At 46.5% G+C, this 17,329-nt stretch carries 14 protein-coding genes; 11 read left to right on the top strand and 3 right to left on the bottom strand.

From position 1 onward, the window contains the following. The first annotated feature begins 32 nt into the window (after window positions 1-32). Genes VFDL14_RS16540 through VFDL14_RS16580 form a run of 9 tightly spaced genes read left to right on the top strand, consistent with a single transcriptional unit; the run spans window position 33 to window position 8,226 of the window. Window positions 33-527 carry an acyl-CoA thioesterase gene (locus VFDL14_RS16540; RefSeq protein WP_032550093.1) on the top strand — a complete coding sequence of 165 codons (495 nt, stop codon included), beginning with the start codon at window positions 33-35 and terminating at the stop codon, window positions 525-527. Beyond that, the gene (locus VFDL14_RS16545) at window positions 514-1,191 is read left to right on the top strand and encodes an outer membrane lipoprotein carrier protein LolA (RefSeq protein WP_084181825.1); all 678 of its coding nucleotides are present in this window, start codon (window positions 514-516) and stop codon (window positions 1,189-1,191) included. Before VFDL14_RS16540 ends, VFDL14_RS16545 begins: the two co-directional genes overlap by 14 nt. Further along, on the top strand, window positions 1,163-3,523 hold the full coding sequence (locus VFDL14_RS16550; RefSeq protein ID WP_032550092.1) for an MMPL family transporter: 2,361 nt from the start codon (window positions 1,163-1,165) through the stop codon (window positions 3,521-3,523). Before VFDL14_RS16545 ends, VFDL14_RS16550 begins: the two co-directional genes overlap by 29 nt. After that, window positions 3,523-4,179, top strand: a complete 657-nt coding sequence (locus VFDL14_RS16555) for a DUF3261 domain-containing protein (RefSeq protein WP_050487351.1) — start codon at window positions 3,523-3,525, stop codon at window positions 4,177-4,179. The genes VFDL14_RS16550 and VFDL14_RS16555 overlap by 1 nt, the downstream gene beginning before the upstream one ends. Continuing rightward, on the top strand, window positions 4,176-5,354 hold the full coding sequence (locus tag VFDL14_RS16560; protein ID WP_032550090.1) for a beta-ketoacyl-[acyl-carrier-protein] synthase family protein: 1,179 nt from the start codon (window positions 4,176-4,178) through the stop codon (window positions 5,352-5,354). Before VFDL14_RS16555 ends, VFDL14_RS16560 begins: the two co-directional genes overlap by 4 nt. Beyond that, on the top strand, window positions 5,347-5,811 hold the full coding sequence (locus tag VFDL14_RS16565) for a hotdog family protein (RefSeq protein ID WP_032550089.1): 465 nt from the start codon (window positions 5,347-5,349) through the stop codon (window positions 5,809-5,811). Before VFDL14_RS16560 ends, VFDL14_RS16565 begins: the two co-directional genes overlap by 8 nt. Then, on the top strand, window positions 5,808-6,533 hold the full coding sequence (locus VFDL14_RS16570; protein ID WP_032550088.1) for a 3-ketoacyl-ACP reductase FabG2: 726 nt from the start codon (window positions 5,808-5,810) through the stop codon (window positions 6,531-6,533). The genes VFDL14_RS16565 and VFDL14_RS16570 overlap by 4 nt, the downstream gene beginning before the upstream one ends. Further along, window positions 6,530-7,753, top strand: a complete 1,224-nt coding sequence (locus VFDL14_RS16575; RefSeq protein ID WP_032550087.1) for a beta-ketoacyl-ACP synthase — start codon at window positions 6,530-6,532, stop codon at window positions 7,751-7,753. The genes VFDL14_RS16570 and VFDL14_RS16575 overlap by 4 nt, the downstream gene beginning before the upstream one ends. Window positions 7,754-7,761: 8 nt before the next feature. Then, on the top strand, window positions 7,762-8,226 hold the full coding sequence (locus tag VFDL14_RS16580) for an Sbal_3080 family lipoprotein (RefSeq protein WP_032550086.1): 465 nt from the start codon (window positions 7,762-7,764) through the stop codon (window positions 8,224-8,226). A 76-nt stretch (window positions 8,227-8,302) separates the two neighbouring features. Here VFDL14_RS16580 and gltX read toward each other — a convergent pair whose 3' ends face one another. Further along, entirely contained in the window at window positions 8,303-9,730 is a 1,428-nt protein-coding gene (gltX, locus tag VFDL14_RS16585) for a glutamate--tRNA ligase (RefSeq protein WP_032550085.1), read from the bottom strand. A 295-nt stretch (window positions 9,731-10,025) separates the two neighbouring features. Between gltX and VFDL14_RS0123015 the strand changes: the two genes are divergently transcribed. Both VFDL14_RS0123015 and VFDL14_RS16590 read left to right on the top strand, forming a co-directional pair. Further along, entirely contained in the window at window positions 10,026-12,728 is a 2,703-nt protein-coding gene (locus tag VFDL14_RS0123015; protein ID WP_032550084.1) for a heavy metal translocating P-type ATPase, read from the top strand. 22 nt (window positions 12,729-12,750) lie between these two features. Next, a complete protein-coding gene (locus VFDL14_RS16590) occupies window positions 12,751-13,191 on the top strand; it encodes a DUF411 domain-containing protein (protein WP_032550083.1) in 441 nt (146 codons plus the stop codon). 226 nt (window positions 13,192-13,417) lie between these two features. On the opposite strand, the gene VFDL14_RS16595 is transcribed toward VFDL14_RS16590, so the two are convergent. Both VFDL14_RS16595 and VFDL14_RS16600 read right to left on the bottom strand, forming a co-directional pair. Further along, complete coding sequence (locus VFDL14_RS16595; RefSeq protein WP_032550082.1) at window positions 13,418-14,074, bottom strand: oligogalacturonate-specific porin KdgM family protein; 657 nt, start codon at window positions 14,072-14,074, stop codon at window positions 13,418-13,420. Between the two features lie 506 nt (window positions 14,075-14,580). Next, window positions 14,581-17,232, bottom strand: coding sequence for a beta-N-acetylhexosaminidase (locus VFDL14_RS16600; protein WP_032550081.1), 2,652 nt, complete (start codon window positions 17,230-17,232; stop codon window positions 14,581-14,583). Window positions 17,233-17,329 lie beyond the last annotated feature (97 nt).

Raw genomic sequence — 17,329 nt, 5'->3', positions numbered from 1 at the left:
GCCGCCTAACTGTATTGACGAAAGAGCCAACTATGTCTGACATCCTTCATCCACTTTCAGCTGAGGTTACCATTGTGACCTCATTTCAAGACGCCGACCCAATGGGCGTTATCTATCATGGCAATTACTTCCGATTTTTTGAGGAAGCAAGGCGCATCATGATGGACAAGCTAAAGTACAACTACCATGAGATGAAGGACTCAGGCTACATGTGGCCGATCATTGATACTCGTGTGAAGTATGTTAAGGCGATCCCATTCAACCATGAGATTACAGTGACTGCACGACTCACTGAATGGGAAAATCGACTGCGTGTCGACTACGAGATTCATGATGCAAAGACAGGCCAAAGAATGACTCGTGCTCACACTATGCAAGTTGCTGTCGCAATTGAGACAGAAGAGATGTGTTTTGCATCTCCAAGCGCTCTCACCGACAAGGTAGAACACTGGCATCAATACGGTTGCTTGAGTGAAGTTCACTCCTTCACCGCCAATAAAGAGAAGTCTTGCCATGAATCTGCTTAGCTTTCGTTCGTTGACTTCATTAACAACCTATACCCGAGTGTTGTTGTGCTGCTTTCTGAGCTTGTTCATTACTTCTAATGTTTGGGCTGACTCAGAAGGAGTAGAAGTAAAGACACTTGCTGATTTACAGACAACACTGAGTCAGCAATCCATCATTCGTGGCGACTTTATTCAAACTCGCACGATGGAGATGTTCGATCAGCCGCTGTTATCACAGGGTTCCTTTCTGCTTGATAAAGCAAACGGTCTATTGTGGAACCAAGCCACACCATTCCCTGTGCATTTGGTTCTGACTGACAATAAGCTTAGCCAACGCTTTGGTGAGCAACCTGCGCAGGTGATCACCGATAAAGAGAACCCGATGGCATTTTACTTCAGCCACATATTTCTTTCGGTGTTTCATGGCGATACTCAAAAACTTACCGAGCAATTTGCGTTGGATTTTTCACCAAGCGACGCAAATACAAGTTGGACTCTCTCATTAACGCCAAAGCATGCACCAATGAATGCCGTTTTTGAGCGCATTATTTTGCAAGGGAAGAGCGACATTGAACGCATCGAACTCAAGGAGATTCGAGGCGATAGCACGCTAATCGAATTCTCTAACTTCAACCACCAACCACAAAGACTCACGGATGACGAAGCACAGCAGTTCCAACTCTAAATTTGCCTTAACCTGGCTTATCCTCGTCATTTTTTTTAGCGGATTGTTAATCAAACAATTCGCTTTTTCTTCTGCAGTACCTATCGAAACCAATATTCTGAAGTTACTTCCAAAGAATCAGCAAGATCCTTTGGCAGAACAGGCTTTCCAGCAACTTTCCAACTCAATGAGCGAGCAAGTGCTGTTTCTAGTCTCTTCCGAATCAGCCAAGCAAGCGATCGCTGCTGCTGTAAGTTTTGAAAGTGGTTTAAATCATGACATGTTTGCGAGCGAGTCCCCGCTGTTTTCTAAAGTTCAAGGGAAAGTCAGTGCCAACACGCAAAGCCAATGGAGTGATTTCTATTTTCAGCATAGAGCCCAGCTCCTCACAGAACAGCAGAAGCAGACCTTAGAGCACGCGCCAGAGAACCAAGTTCAATACGTGATCCAATCTCTGTACAACCCGTTTTCAGGAGTGACCGCAACTGAGTTGTCACTGGATCCATTTTTACTGTTCCGTGATTACATTGGTGAAGTCGGCAAGACCACCAGTAACTTTACCCTTCAAGAGCACTACCTAACAACGCAGTCCGCAGGGCAAACTCATGTATTGATAACCGCCACTTTGGCTGGGTCTCCATACAGCCTGAGTACGCAAGAGAAACTGCCGCTAATAGAGTCGATTGAGCAAAATATCGAGAAAGAGTTCGGTGTTGAAATTTCGCATACTGGCGTAGTGTTTTATGCCGACTATGGGACCAAGAGTGCAAAATCTGAAATCAATACCATTGGTCTTGGCTCCTTAGCCGGGATCATAATTCTGATTTGGGTGACATTCCGCAGCGCCCTTCCCCTCGCCTTGTCATTAATCTCTATCGGCACTGGATTGTTGGTTGCGTTGGCTAGCACGGTCGCTATTTTTGGCCAAGTGCACCTATTCAGTTTGGTGTTTGGCGCGAGCTTAATCGGTGTCTCGATTGATTACTCTTTCCACTACCTTACCGACCGGCTAGTTGCAGGGTCTCGCTGGCAGAGTGATAAGGGGTTACAACATATTTTAATGGCGATAAGTCTTGGCTTAGTGACTAGCTTAATCGGCTACTTAGGATTACTGATTGCCCCGTTCCCCGGCCTACAACAATTGGCGATGTTCTCGTCTATTGGCCTATTTGCTGCCTACGCGACTGTGGTTTGTTGGTATCCTCTGTTAGCGAAGCGACCAAGTAAAGACCGACCGCTACCTTTAGCTTCTCTACTGAACGCATGGCTTCAGCTTTGGAACAAGCCAGCCCTGCGCTACGCATTGCCAGCACTCATTGCCGCGGCCAGCATCGTCGCATTGACCCAGATTCAATACGATGATGACATTCGTCAGTTGCAGGCAATGCCCGAGACACTAAAGGCGCAAGAGCAAACCATCACATCAGTATCGGGGATTGGCAGCAGTCAATCGATGCTATTGGTGACCGCTGGTAACAATCAAGCACTGCTTAAGTCACTGCAGCGCCTTGGCAGCAAGCTGGATCAACTGGTCAGCAATGGGACTCTTTCTGGTTATCGAAGTATCCACCAGCTCCTGCCGACGACTCATGAGCAGAAGCTCAACTATCAACTGGTCAGTGAGTTGTATCGCAATCAAAGCCAATCTCTGCAAAGCGGATTGGGCTGGGCAAGCTTCCCTGAGCTCCCTGCGTATCAAGAGATCACGGTGACCAACTTCTTACGTTCACCAGTGTCAGAACCCATGCGTTCATTGTGGCTTGAGCCAATCAATGGTCAACAAGCCGCAATCGTGCTGCTCCAAGACATTCATGACTCGCAGCGTTTTGACGCGTGGTTAAACAGTAAAGAGACTCAGCTTTTAGGCATTAAGTACCTCAACAAAGCGGATGAAATCTCTTCACTATTTTCTGAGTATCGAATCAAAGTACTGGAGCTACTGCTGGTAGCACTGGCTGGTATTGGGCTAGTTCTAGGTTGGCGCTATGGTCCTAAAAGAGCCATCATCATGCTGCTACCATCTATCATTGCCGGAGCTGCAGGGCTTGGCGTTACTGCTGCTGTCGGCTCAAGCATCAATCTCTTCAATCTACTCGGCCTAATTCTGATCTTAGGTATAGGTATCGATTACACCCTATTCTTTGCAGAGCAGAAGAGATCGCTTGGCACCCTACTCGCGATATCGCTCTCTGGGATTACCACTCTTCTCTCTTTTGGGTTGTTATCCCTAAGCCAGACTCACGCTATTCATAGCTTTGGTGTCACGGTGCTTACGGGCATATTTGTGGCTTGGTTACTGTCTCCAATGGCGATAGGAACTGAAGGTAATCTAGCGAAAAGAAGGACAAAATAATGGTTCTACCGCATCTTAAAACGTGGCGATATACGATGAAAATCTGTGCAGCCTTTGCACTGGCTATCACTTTAAGTGCTTGTTCTCTTGGCCCACAGAATACTCGCCAAGCCATGGTCACCATTGACGAAAGCACACAAGTTGCGCTTCCTAAGCCCATACAGCTCGGCTATGAATTGACGGCGAGCCAACTGATTGCGGCGAGCTGGGGTGAAACACAACAACAGCTACCGGTACAACTGCAAGTTAATCAAAACAAGGTAGTACTCGCAGGGTTCTCCTCTTGGGGCACCCGAATTTTATCTCTTCAGTATCAAGATGATACAATCGAGACGCAGGTACTAACCGGGCTCGATGACTCCCTGCCAGCACCAGAACAAGTACTGTTCAATCTCATGCTAACGCTATGGCCAATAGAGGCATGGCAAAATTCGATGAGCGACATAGGTTGGCACATTGTTGAAACAGCCAACCAGCGTGTCGTATACGATGAGAGCGACACACCGATCATCGAAATCCGCTACTTTGCGACAGATGAACAACAGAAAGTAGAGGGAGACATTGTGTTTGAACATCTCACACAGGGTTATCGCATCAATATCCAAACCCTGAGCTCAAACCTAACCACTCCAGCAACGAAGAACGAAACACTATGACGATTTACATTCATGCTTGTGGTTTTCACTCCGCTTTGGGAGCCAACCACGACGAGATTCATCAGCGCTTACAAAGCGGTGCCGGCTCTAATATGGTGGAAGCACTCGACGTGTTAAATGATGGACAGCCAACTATCGTCGGGCGAGTTGAAGGTGAGCTTCCAAACATCCGCGCACCTTTTGAGGCTTACAACTCGCGTAACAATCGTCTCGCCTTATCTGCGTTATCGCAAATAGAGTCAGAGATCGAGCAAGCTAAAGCCAAATATGGACATGAGCGAATTGCCGTTGTCATAGGGACAAGTACATCCGGCATTTCAGATGGCGAACTCGCTTTCACTGAGAAGTTAGAAAATGAACAATTTCCTCAGTCATTCCACTATTCCAAACAAGAGCTCGGCAACATCAGCGAGTTCGTAAGCCACTATTACGATCTGCAAGGTCCAAACTACGCTATCTCTACCGCCTGCTCTTCAAGTGGGCGCGTGTTTTTGAGTGCTAAGAGACTACTCAACTCAGGCATGGTCGATGCTGTCATTGTTGGCGGTGTCGACACCCTATGCAAACTAACCTTAAACGGCTTTCATGGCTTGGAAGCCTTATCTACCGAGCATTGCCAACCGTTCAGTGCTCAGCGTAAAGGTATCAATATAGGTGAGGCAGCGGCCTTCATGTTGCTGAGCAAAGAGACACCGAAACAGCCATCCGTCGCGTTGCTCGGTTGCGGCGATAGCTCTGACGCTCACCATATTTCAGCTCCACACCCGGAGGGCAATGGTGCAGAGCAAGCAATGCTAAAAGCACTCAATGATGCCGAGCTAAAGCCCGAACAGATTGGCTATGTCAATGCCCATGGCACAGCAACGCCACTCAATGACTCTATGGAAAGTAAAGCTATCTCACGCGTCTTTCCAAACAAGGTACCAGTGAGTTCAACCAAGCCACTGACAGGTCACACTCTCGGAGCGGCCAGTGCAGTAGAGGCCGCCATCGCATGGCATATCCTTAATTTCGATTTATCGCTTCCCTTACAAAAATGTCAGGATAAAGCTGAAGATATCGATATTGATTTGGTAGACTGTTGCCAAAAGCTCAAATCAAAAAACATCTTAAGCAACTCGTTTGCCTTTGGTGGAAACAACATTAGCCTGATTTTTGGTGTAGTAAATGACTAATATACCTTCGGTAGACCAACTTCTTCCCCATGATGATCCGATGATTCTTATCGATAGAGCGATCAAGATTGAAGAACAAGCGATTCACTGCCAGGTGGATATTGGTGAACATCATCTATTCTACGATTTAGAATCTCAAACTATGCCTGCTTATGTAGGCATTGAGTTTATGGCGCAGTCTGTCGCTGCATGGTCTGGGTATCATGCATTGAATCAAGGCGAGCAGCCTCCCATCGGTTTTCTTTTAGGTTCGCGTCGATACAAATCGCTTTGCGACCATTTTACTAAGGGCCAAACCTTAGATATCTATGCAGAACAATTGATGGAAGATAGCGGCATGGCGGTGTTCACAGCAAAAATGGAACACCAAGGTGAGTTGGTGGCTCAATGCCAACTCAATGTTTACGTGCCAACAGAACAAAAATTACAAGAAATGAAAACGAGGAGCCAGTCATGACTCGCCAAGTATTAGTCACCGGTGCCAGCAAAGGTATTGGTAAGGCCATTGCTATTCAACTTGCCAAAGATGGCTTTCACATTGCCGTTCACTATATGGGTGACAAGCAGGGTGCTCAAGAGACTCTAGGACAAATTGAATCAGAAGGAGGCTCAGGCCGTCTGATTCAGTTTGATATCAGTAACCGTACACAGTGCCGAGAGACACTTGAAGCAGATATTGCCGAGCACGGTGCTTACTACGGCGTAGTAAATAATGCGGGAATTACTCGTGACACGGCTTTTCCTGCTATGACAGAAGAAGAGTGGGATGGCGTTATCCATACCAACCTAGATAGCTTCTACAACGTACTTCACCCTTGTGTAATGCCGATGGTTCAAAAGCGCAAAGGTGGTCGAATTGTCACTCTAGCATCTGTATCTGGCATCATGGGTAACCGCGGTCAAACTAACTACAGTGCAGCGAAAGCGGGTGTTATTGGTGCAACCAAATCGCTAGCGCTTGAACTGGCAAAACGCAAAATTACCGTTAACTGTGTCGCGCCGGGTCTGATTGATACCGGTATGGTTGATGAACATGTGAAAGAGCACGCGCTACCACAAGTTCCACTACGCCGCATGGGCGAGCCGGAAGAAGTCGCAGGCTTGGTGAGCTACCTAATGTCTGATATTGCCGCTTATGTCACTCGTCAGGTGATCTCTGTAAATGGAGGTTTAGTATGACCCGCCGTGTAGTAGTAACGGGGATGTCAGGTGTTACAGCCTTTGGCAACAACTGGCAAGAAATTGAACCAAAACTAAAAGCGTGCGAGAACGCGACTCAGTACATGCCAAGCTTTGAGCAATATGATGGTCTCAATACCAAACTCGCTGCCCCGATTGACGATTTCCAACTGCCTAAGCACTACAAACGCAAGCAAGTTCGTGGCATGGGTCGTGTATCCCGCCTAGCAACGGTAGCTACCGAGAACGCTCTCGAGCAAGCAGGCTTAATTGGCCATGACGTATTAACCAACGGTGAAACAGGCATTGCTTACGGCTCTTCAACTGGCAGTACTGATGCGGTTGGTGCTTTTGGTGTCATGCTCAACGAGAAATCGACACGAGCAATTACAGCAACCACATACGTACAGATGATGCCGCACACTGCAGCAGTTAACGTAGGTCTGTTCTTTGGCCTACGAGGCCGCGTGATTCCTACCAGCAGCGCATGTACGTCCGGAAGCCAAGCCATCGGTTACGCTTATGAAGCGATCAAACATGGCTACCAAACTGTGATGGTCGCTGGTGGTGGTGAAGAGCTTTGCCCAACAGAATCTGCGGTGTTCGATACCCTTTTTGCAACCAGTTTGAAAAACGACACACCAAAGAAATCGCCAAGCCCATACGACAGTGAGCGCGATGGCCTGGTGATTGGTGAAGGTGCAGGTACTCTGATCCTTGAAGAGTACGAGCATGCGGTAGCACGTGGCGCTAAGATTTATGCTGAAATCATCGGCTTTGCGAGCAACTGTGATGCCGCCCACGTGACCCAGCCTCAAATGGAAACCATGCAGATCTGTATGGAAAAAGCCCTTAAAGATGCAGACCTTGCTGCAGACAAAATTGGTTATGTTTCAGCACACGGCACCGCGACAGAGAAAGGTGACATTGCCGAGAGTAACGCGACCGCGAACATCTTTGGTGAAGTGCCTATCAGTTCGCTCAAGAGTTACTTTGGTCATACGCTAGGCGCGTGTGGCGCGATTGAAGCATGGCTCAGTCTAGAGATGATGCACAGCGGTTGGTTCAGTCCAACGCTTAACCTTGAAAATGTGGATGAACAGTGCGGTAAGCTTGATTACATCACAGGTCAAGGTCGCGAGTTAGATGTTGATTACCTGATGAGCAACAACTTTGCCTTCGGTGGTATCAACACCTCTATCATCTTTAAGAAAATCTAGGCTCGATAATGAAGAATGCATTAATCCTATTCGCCGTTGCGCTACTGGCTGGTTGTAGCGCACCTAAATACTCTGGCAACGCCCTGCCAGAAGCAAGTAACATTGAAAACATCACCATTGTAGAAGATACCAAGACGCGCACTGTGTTCCTTGATTCCATGCTCGACTGGTGTTTGAACAACCAAGTGAAATGTAAGGTTGTCGCAGACGGCTCTGAACACAAACCAGAAGAAGTCACGTTAGACTATGTCTCTCGCTGGAGCTGGGACTTTAGAACCTTCGTTGCAGACGCAAAGATCTCAGCTTACCAAGGCCAAGAGCGCGTGGGTAACGTTGAGTTTAAAGCACCAAATAGTGCCAACTTATCTAAGTTCGGCGACGATATGGAACGCATAAAAGCGATGATGGACATCTTATTTGATAAGAAGACGGCTCAAGAAGCGACTCAAATGATTGCCGATGAGAAGCTTTAACTTTAAAAGTTTCAGTTAAATAAAAAGGGTCAGTAACCAAGTTACTGACCCTTTTTTGAATCTAACAATTGCTCAATTAAGCGTTAGCTTCACGCTCTGCGATAAACTCAAGAGCCATCTTGATGCGAGCGATAACGCGCTCTTTACCAACAAGTTCCATCACTGCATCAACAGAAGGAGACTGACCGCCACCTGTTACTGCTACGCGAAGTGGCATACCGATTTTACCCATGCCGATCTCTAGCTCTTCACATACTGCAGCAATCACACCGTCTTTGATGTTTGCTGTTGTGAACTCTTCAAGCGCTTCAACTTTAGCAAGAGCAAGCTCAAGTGGGCCTTTAGCAACACCACGTAGGTGCTTCTTAGCCGCGCCAGCTTCAAACTCAGAGAAATCTTCGTAGAAGTAACGAGATTGCTCAGCAAGTTCGATAAGCGTGTTACAACGCTCGCCTACTAGCTTGATCACTTCAGTGATAGCTGGGCCGTTTGCTGTATCGATCTTCTGTTCGTCTAGGTGCCATTGCAGGTATTTTGCAACGTACTCAGGCTCAGAAGTCTTGATGTAGTGGTTGTTCAACCAAAGCAGCTTCTCAGTATTGAATGCAGACGCAGACTTGCTGATTGCATCTAGGCTGAATAGGTTAATCATCTCTTCTTGAGAGAAGATCTCTTGGTCACCGTGAGACCAACCTAAACGTACTAGGTAGTTGTTTAGTGCGTTTGGCAGGTAGCCTTCATCGCGGTATTGCATTACTGATACAGCGCCGTGACGCTTAGACAGTTTCGCACCGTCATCACCTAGGATCATCGCACAGTGAGCGAATGTTGGAACTGGCGCGCCCAGTGCTTCATAGATGTTGATTTGACGAGGTGTGTTGTTGATGTGGTCTTCACCACGAACAACGTGTGTGATACCCATGTCCCAGTCATCCACTACTACTACGAAGTTGTAAGTAGGAGCGCCGTCTGTACGACGAATAATTAGGTCATCAAGTTGGCTGTTAGCGATTTCGATGCGACCACGGATTTGGTCATCAAATACTACACTGCCCTCTTTCGGGTTGCGGAAACGGATAACGCACGCATCACCTTCTTTTGCTGCTGCGTTCGCTGCAACAACTTTAGGGTGGTTTGCATCGTAGCGAGCCATCTCTTTGTTTGCTTCTTGCTCTGCACGAATTTCATCAAGCAGCTCTTTAGACGCGTAACATTTGTATGCTTTGTCTTCAGCAAGTAGCTTATCAACCATTTCGTTGTAACGATCAAAACGCTTAGATTGGAAGTAAGGGCCTTCGTCCCACTCCATACCCATCCATTGCATGCCCTCTAGAATTGCATCTACCGCTTCTTGAGAGTTACGCTCCAAGTCTGTGTCTTCGATACGTAGAACGAATTCACCGCCTTGGTTTTTAGCGAATAGCCAAGAGTAAAGTGCAGTACGTGCACCACCAACGTGAAGATAGCCAGTTGGGCTAGGAGCAAAACGAGTTTTAACCGTCATTTAAATACCTTGATTGTGTAGGTGATCAGTTCAGTGTCTGGTGGATAGAGCGCTACTCACCAGTCCTAAAATTTGGGCGCTATTTTATCACTCCCATCCAATTCTACAATCGGTAGTGAGCGATAAATACTCGGTTCTTAATAGAAACCTTGCCTCCAAGTTGAGTCATTATAGCAACAGACGCCCACTTCCACGTTTCAGTTAGCTCTTCTCAACAACATTTTAAGAAATAATGTTGACCTTACCCTTACGGTAAGGTTTATGTTTAGCCATAGATGAGAATTGGAGTATCACTATGAACCATTACATGACCCCATTGAGCGGCTTAAACTGCATGGGTTGCGCGAAAAAAGTGCGTAATCTACTCGGTGACGTTGAAAATACCAACATCAACGACCTGTCTCCTACTTATATTGATGTGGTTACACCTTTAAGCTACCGCGAGATTTCAGAGCAAATCGGTACGCTAGGTTACTCAATTGGTCATCAGTGGCACCTCTCTCTGTCTGGCTTGAGCTGTGGCAAATGCGTCAACAAGCTCACAATAGCTCTGCAAGAACACCCGCAGATTAGCTCATTCAATGTTTCTAAAACAGAACTGACACTAACCACCCTGCTTTCTGAGGATGAGGTTATCGAGTGTGTAGAGGCAGTTGGTTATCAAGCAAGCCCATATTCAGAAGATGCGGAAAGCGTTGAAGATAGAAAAGAAGCCAACTCAGAGAATACTCCGGTTCTGGATGCAACAGAGCAAGCACACTCTTATCATCTAGTTTTGCAGGGGATGACCTGCGCTAGCTGCGTCTCTTCAGTCGAAAAAGCGCTTAAGTCCGTCGCTCATATCGAACGAGTCCAAGTAAACCTCGCCGAGCAAACCGCGCTCGTCTTTAGTTCGAGCAGCCGTGATCAGATAGAACAACCGCTTCTGCAAGCCGTAGAAGATGCAGGCTATCAAGCGGACTTTGTAGAAGATGCGCAAACTCAGCAAGAACAGCAGCAGCGTCAGCATGCAAAACTGCAGCGTTCGTTTCTGATCAACTCGATCTCAGCACTAGCTCTGGGTGTGCCTATGATGGCATGGGGTGTATTCGGCGGTAGCATGATGATCGAAAGCACCAATGACCAGATCGGTTGGGGCTTGATAGGTTTCATCTGCTTGGGACTGCTTGCGACCTCGGGGCGACAGTTCTTTATCAATGCGTGGCAATCTTTGCAGCATAAACGAGCAACAATGGACACCTTGGTCGCGCTCGGAACAGGTGCTGCATGGTTGTATTCAATGTTGGTCGTCATCGCACCGAACTGGTTCCCTCAAGCATCGCGTCATGTCTATTTTGAAGCGAGCGCAATGATCATCGGTCTTATCTCTCTAGGTCACTATATTGAGGCCAAAGCTAAGGCTCGCACAACTCAATCATTACAAGCACTAATCAACTTGCAGCCTCAACAGGCAACCGTAATTATTGATGGCAAAGAGCAGTCTATTGCCGTGGAAGCCATTGAAGTCGGTATGCAGATTCGAGTGAAGCCCGGTGAAAAGATGCCGATCGATGGCGTAGTTGTCTCGGGCGAATCTTATGTCGATGAGTCGATGCTTACTGGCGAATCTCTGCCGAACATTAAGAAAATTGCCGACAAGGTATCAGCGGGCACCATTAATGGTGATGGCACCCTTGTAATTGAAACGACGGGTACAGGCTCGAGCACCATGCTTGCTCGTATTATTCAGATGGTTCGCCAAGCACAGAGTACCAAACCAGCAATTGCCAAATTGGCCGACTCTATTTCGGCGGTATTTGTACCTGTTGTTGTCGTTATTGCCGCCGTTGCAGCCGGTATTTGGTTTATTTTCGGTCCTGAGCCAAGCGCAAGCTATATGTTGGTTGTCTCAACCACAGTTCTTATTATTGCTTGCCCGTGTGCGCTTGGATTAGCGACACCTCTGTCAGTTACCGTAGGTGTAGGCAAAGCTGCTGAGCTTGGCATACTGATTAAAGATGCCGATGTACTGCAATCTGCAAGCAAGGTCGATGCGGTAGTTTTCGATAAAACCGGCACATTGACTGAAGGTAAACCTCAAGTACAACAAGTATTTAGTTACGACATCAGTGCAGCAGACCTAATGACTCTCGCCTACTCCCTAGAAGTTGCTTCTGAGCACCCACTTGCTAAAGCGATCTGTCAGCACGCGCAGTCTTTAAATCTTGGTATCCAGCCAACGTCAGAGTTTGAAAACCTACGCGGCCAAGGCATAAAGGCTAAGATTGATGACCAACTGGTACAAGTAGGATCGTTAAGCTTTATGAAGAACCGCGGTATCCAACTTGATATCGCTATAAATGCCATTGAAGCGTGCAACAAAGCAGCGTGGACCCCTATTTTTGTCTCGCAAAACGATCAACTTAAAGGCATTATCGGCGTGTCTGACACGTTGAAAAGCGACAGCAAATTAGCGATTCAACAATTACAAAATCGTGGCGTTCATACTGTGCTGCTTACTGGTGACAACCAATCGGTCGCTCAAGCGATTGGCGCTCAATTAGGAATTGATGATGTCATCTCCGACGTATTACCAGACCAAAAAGCGGAACATATCGTGAAGCTGCAACAGCGCTATAATCAAGTTGCTATGGTTGGCGATGGTATCAATGACGCCCCTGCACTTGCTCAAGCCGATGTCGGTATCGCAATGGGCAGCGGCAGTGACGTAGCCATCGAAAGTGCTCAAATGACACTGCTTAATTCGTCACCGGTTTCAGTTAGCAACGCTATTGAATTGTCGCAAGCCACGGTGAAGAACATGAAACAAAACCTATTTGGGGCATTTGTTTACAACTCGCTAGGCATTCCAATTGCTGCGGGTGTGCTTTATCCATTTTTCGGGTTCTTATTGAGCCCAGTGGTAGCGGGAGCTGCGATGGCTCTCTCTTCCATAACCGTTGTAAGTAACGCAAACCGCTTACGACTATTTAAAACCACAGATAATAAAAACCAATAAGATTATCTTCATGAGGTACACCATGATTCGTAAAGTTCTGACTATCACAGCGCTTACTTTTATGTCTGGCCAAGCATTGGCTGCCAACGTGCTTAACCACAAGTCTCCATACTGTGGCTGCTGTACAGATTGGACCGTTCACATGCAAGAAGCTGGATTTACGGTGACAGAAAAGCTCCATGACAACATGAACGCTGTTAAACAAAAACTAGGCGTAACACCAGAGCTCGCCTCTTGCCATACAGCAGAGATCGATGGCTATGTATTTGAAGGGCATATCCCAGCAGATGACATCAAAGCTTTCTTAGAAAACCCACCACGCAACGCAGTTGGTCTTGCCGTTCCGGGCATGCCAATGGGTTCGCCGGGTATGGAATATGGCGATCAGAAAGATGAGTATTCGGTATACGCTTTCAACGAGAAAGGTCAGGTATTTGAGTACCGTCATTACAAAGGACACTAACCTTTCCTTGCGCTAAGGCAGATCAAGTGAGAAGTCTCAGCACCTAAAACGAAAAATAGAGCCTAGTAACTGCAAACCCAAGACTTGGTATGCAAACTAGGCTCTTTGCTTTGGACAGTAAAGCAAATTTTTATAGCATCAACCGGGCTGTTGATGTCAGATTCCCCTTCTACTTTCGGTTGTGCAGAAGAGACGGCAAGACCATGATCTTGCCGCTCAAGCTCAATTAGAAGCCGTAAGATGCACCGAATACGAATGCGTTGTTTTCGTTGTCAGCTTGGTTGCGGTACTCGAAGTAAGGTTGAACACCTTGGCGAGTCCAAGTTGCACGTAACTCGTGGTCCATTGTGTTGTTTGCGTCGCTCATTACATATACGTTATTGTAGCTAAGCGATAACTCATCATTTACTGCGTAACCGATGCGGTTATCGAAACGAGTTTGGTCATCTGCGTTGCTATCTTCCATTGCGTGGTAACGAGTACGGTTGCTGATTGAGATGCCGTTATCGAAGTTGTAACCGATCTTAACTAGTGGACGGTATTGAACTGTTTCACCGTTATTTAGTAGGTGATGGTAACCTGCAGCAACCCATAGGTTGTCGTTGATGTTGTACATTTGCTCAACACCTAAAGTGATGTAAGGAGAGTTACCAATGTTGTTATCTTGCAGAGCATCGTCATCGTACTTACCAAGAGAAATACCATCAAACTCCGTTAGAAGCGTTGTACCTGAATCGAACGTATGGCCCGCTTCTAGAGTAGAAGTCGCGTTTGGTTGGAAATCAGAGTGAAACTGAACATTACCTGTCACGTAAGAAGAACCAGCGAAAGCGCTAGAAGCGAAAGCAAGAGATAGAGCACTTAGAGCGATAATTTTTTTCATAGTAAACTGCCTTAATTTGATTTTTTCAGCGGCATATCTTCGGTACATCATTCACCTTCACCGCTTGAGTAATGGGTTGCCTCCCTGGCATGAAATCTATGTTGCTCGAATTAATTTGCGTTTCAAAATAAAAGAATCACCCCAGTGATCTTCCTCACCGTCAAAAAACAACAAGTTATTTTTAACTTTAATTTCAATTAGTTATAAAAAGTAAAAATAGATAAAAACCATGCACACAATGTAAAAACCGTTTTAGATCACATAAATACGAAATCTTCAGACGGTTTTGAATCGCTCTATCACACTGATTTGAGACTTTTTTATAGTAGACTTATTTTTTATCGAAAATAATGAGATCTCCATCACCATGGTTATGGATCAGACCAAAAGCATAATGTTCAAGGAATAATCGAACCTGACAGCCCAGCTTTAAGATTCCGGTTCAGCCAGCAACAAAAAAAGCTCCCTATGAAAAGGGAGCTTTGTCATTAAACTGAATTATGTGGTTACTTTACCGTGGTCACTCGGCTTGCTCGCTCACCACTTTCTGAAATAGAGCGGATGTAAACTTCACCTTCAACACTTGGTCGTTGGTTATCGTCATACGTTAGCCAGATTTCACCGTCTGCAGAGTATTGCAGTTCTACACCTGGGAACTGAACGTTCATCGCCAGTTTACCCGACTCAATTTTCGCACCCGGAACTGGTAGGCGGTAGTCAATGCCCGCTTTTTCTAACTTAGCCAGTTCACGTTGACCAAGTACGTTCGCAAAGCGGTTGTAGTCTTGGTTTAGCGCAGCTTTGTCTACTAGGTTAGAGCTTTGCGAGTATTCAACACCCACTTTGTAGTCGTTTTCCCAATCAGCACGGTGCCATGCACGCTCAGCGGCTGCTAGTACGCGAGGGAATACCATGTACTCGTATTGCTCATCGTTGCGTACTGTCTCAGACCAAAGCTGTGCTGATAGGCCATAGAATGGTTTCGCTTCGATTTCACCTTTACCAGTAAAGCCGTTACCGTCTCGGTCTACAGAGGTCTCTGCGTTCTGAGGCATGTTCTCTGGCGCAAAACCAAACATCTTACGCGTATCTGTTGCACGCGTTGCCCAGTAATAACCACGCTCTTTTGCATCGACTTCGTATGGCATATCCATGTAGACATAGTCTGGGTTCGAAACGATCACGTCATAACCTTTCTTAGACCACTCGTATACAGATGATGTACCGCCCCAATATAGAACGTCCCAGAAGTTTACGCGGGTGTTTTCGGTAGCAAACGCCTTTTCACCTTCGCTGTATTTCAGGCCATCTTGCCAAGCTTGGAAATTTGGAATGCCCTTCTCTGCCACAATCTTCGACACTTCTTCAGCAAAGTGGCTTGGTAAGTGACCAAAGTCGCTCACTGTACCGTCAGCAATCAGAGTCTGACATTGCGGAGACTGTGCGAATGGCTTGTCCTGTTTAGACAAATCAATGTTACCCTTCCAGCTCACTTTATCTTCTGCGTTGATATCTTGCAGACCTGCTCCAAGCTTAATGTTCTTCGCTTCATCACCACCAAAGTGCCATGTGGTTAACGGTGTGCCAGCTTCTTGGTGCATTGCTGCCACTTCTGAAATCACCTTATCAACAAAACGAGTTGATGATTCCATACATGGGTTGATGAAGCTTTGCTTGTTGTAAAACTGAACCGTCGTTACATTCGATGTGTCTTGAGGGTCCATCAAACGGTATTCGTTCGCTTCTGCTTCTTTACCTTCTTCCATTAGACGGTCGTAACGCGCTTCCATTGATACCACTGCTGCACGAGCGTGTGCTGGCATATCGATTTCAGGAATTACTTCAATGTTACGAGCTTTCGCGTACTTCAAGATATCCACGTAGTCTGCTTTGCTGAAGAAGCCAGAGCCAAAGTTATCTGTGGTTGAACCAGAACCAAGCTGAGGCAATAAACAGCTTTTCTCGTCCAAATCAAAACAACGGTTAGCGCCCACTTCTGTCAGCTCAGGCAGACCCGGGATTTCCAAACGCCAGCCTTCATCATCGGTTAGGTGAAGGTGTAGTTTGTTCATCTTGTACGCTGCCATTTGATCTAGCGTCGCAAGAATTGCGTCTTTAGAGTGGAAGTTACGAGCTACATCCACCATCACACCACGGTAATCAAAGCGCGGTGCATCTTGAATAGAAAGCAGTGGTAAAGATTCAACGTTCTGGCTGTCTATTAGGCCAAAAATAGACTGAACCGCGTAGAAAGCACCCGTTTTGTCGAATGCTGTAATCGCAATTCCCTCTTTCGAGATGCTCAAGTCATAAGCACCAGACTTCGCCAAATCACCCTTAAATTGAGTAGGAACAACAGCAACACTTACAGGAAGGTCGCCACTCACATCTAGGTTTACCACATCTGCACGAGCTTCTAATGCCGCAAATTGTTCAGCATCAAAAGCGTCTTTTGGTAGAGCAATGCCACCAGCAATGTCGACGTTACCTTCACCAACCTCTACAGACATCGGTGTAGGCAATAGCGTCGTTGAAACATCTTGAGCGACAAGATCAGCGTTCTTTTCAAAGCGCGTCACCGCGGTCGCCATTACATTGTTGTCATCGGGAGTACGTTTTAGGTTATTGCCTTCAAGGCCAGTCACGAAAGACGCAACATCTTCAGTGTTAAGAGAAGCGATCATTTTTGGTTCGGCGTTTGGCGCGGTTACAAAAGCGCCCGGCATAAAGTCAGTTTCAAATAGCTGCCAGTATTCGCCAACCAGTGGAAGGACAACTTCTTCGCCCGCTGCAAAGCCATCAAACTGATCTGTAGGTTCTAGTTTATGTAGGTCACCCGTTACACGAGTAATTTTGAACTGCTCATTATCAACATCTAGGATTAAACGAATGCTGTGGAAGTAGATAGCCCAGTCTTTAGAGTCAACCGCTTCACCTTGGTTAACCAGCGTCATGTTTACCTTATTACAAGATGCCCATTCAGCGCCTAAATCTTGACATGCAAGGCCTTCATTCGCGCCATGATTTGTCAGCACCTCATATTGAACATCAAGATTGTCTGCCAACGTATTTACGACTTGTTGCTCTGTCGATTGTGTAGCAGCACACCCTGATAGACCGGCCAAAACTGCGACTGATAGTAAGTTTCTCTTCAACATCGTATTCACCCATAAGTTAAAATTGAGTGGAAGCAAATAAGTGCGCCTCCAAAAAGATGAATTCACTATATGACGTTATTTTTCGCCGTGAATTAAA

The organism is Vibrio fortis, from assembly GCF_000695685.1.
GTDB lineage: Bacteria > Pseudomonadota > Gammaproteobacteria > Enterobacterales > Vibrionaceae > Vibrio > Vibrio fortis_A.
Note: the sequence above shows the minus strand (reverse complement) of the source record. Positions and strands in the feature narration are given on the sequence as shown.